Genomic DNA, 1,138 nt, shown 5'->3' with positions numbered 1-1,138 from the left:
TGCTCCCGAAGGCGGGGGATCCTCCCCCGGACCCCCTGGGATATTTGGGGAACAAAGATGGCGCGGCAGGCTTTCGTTCACCGCGCCTCTTTGTTCCGGAAATATCCCGGGGGTGAGCCCGCAGGGCGAGGGGGCAGCGCCCCCTCTTTTGCGACCTCGACGCGCGCGCGGCGGTGGCGGCCTCAGTCCTGTGTGTCAGTCCTGCGCTTCAGTCCTGCGCCGCCAGCCAGTGCTCGGCGTCGAGCGCGGCCATGCAGCCCATGCCGGCCGAGGTCACCGCCTGCCGGTAGGTGTGATCCGTCAGGTCCCCCGCCGCGAAGACCCCCGGCACCGAGGTGCGCGTCGTGCCCGGCTCGACCCAGACATACTTGCCCGAATGCAGTTCCAGCTGGTCCGCGACCAGTTCCGAGGCCGGGGCATGGCCGATCGCCACGAAGAAGCCCTCGCAGGGCAGCACCGTCTCGGCGCCGGTCTTCACGTTGCGGATCTTCGCCCCGGTCACGCCCAGCGGCATCTCGGTGCCCTGCACCTCGACCACCTCGCTGTCCCAGATCACCGAGATCTTTTCATGCCTGAACAGCCGCTCCTGCATGATCTTCTCGGCGCGCAGGCTGTCGCGGCGATGGACCAGCGTCACCCTGGACGCGAAATTGGTCAGGAACAGCGCCTCTTCCACCGCCGTGTTGCCGCCGCCGACCACGACGATCTCCTTGCCGCGATAGAAGAACCCGTCGCAGGTCGCGCAGGCCGAGACGCCGAACCCCTGGAACTTCGCCTCGGAGGGCAGGCCCAGCCAGCGCGCCTGCGCGCCGGTGGCGAGGATCACGGCATCGGCCGTATAGGTCGTGCCGCTGTCGCCTTTGGCGGTGAAGGGGCGCTGCGAGAGGTCCAGCGACAGGATGATGTCGGTGATGATCTCGGTGCCCATCTCGCGCGCATGGGTCTCCATCCGCGCCATCAGGTCAGGCCCCATGACCGAGGTATCGCCCGGCCAGTTCTCGACATCGGTGGTGATGGTCAGCTGCCCGCCCGGCTGCATCCCCTGCACCAGCACCGGCTCCAGCATCGCCCGCGACGCGTAAACCGCCGCCGTATAGCCCGCAGGCCCCGAGCCGATGATCAGCACGCGCGTGTGTTT

Annotated in this window: 1 protein-coding gene; it reads right to left on the bottom strand. The window is 68.3% G+C overall.

Features of this window, described 5'->3' with window-relative positions; translation table 11 throughout:
- Positions 1–208 precede the first annotated feature (208 nt).
- The coding region (gene trxB / locus C4N9_RS21625) for a thioredoxin-disulfide reductase (protein WP_109535417.1) at positions 209–1,138 on the bottom strand (930 nt) is incomplete at its 5' end.

Origin of the sequence: Pararhodobacter marinus, assembly GCF_003122215.1 — a bacterium.
Lineage (GTDB): Bacteria > Pseudomonadota > Alphaproteobacteria > Rhodobacterales > Rhodobacteraceae > Pararhodobacter > Pararhodobacter marinus.
This window is presented reverse-complemented; position numbering and strand designations above follow the sequence as displayed.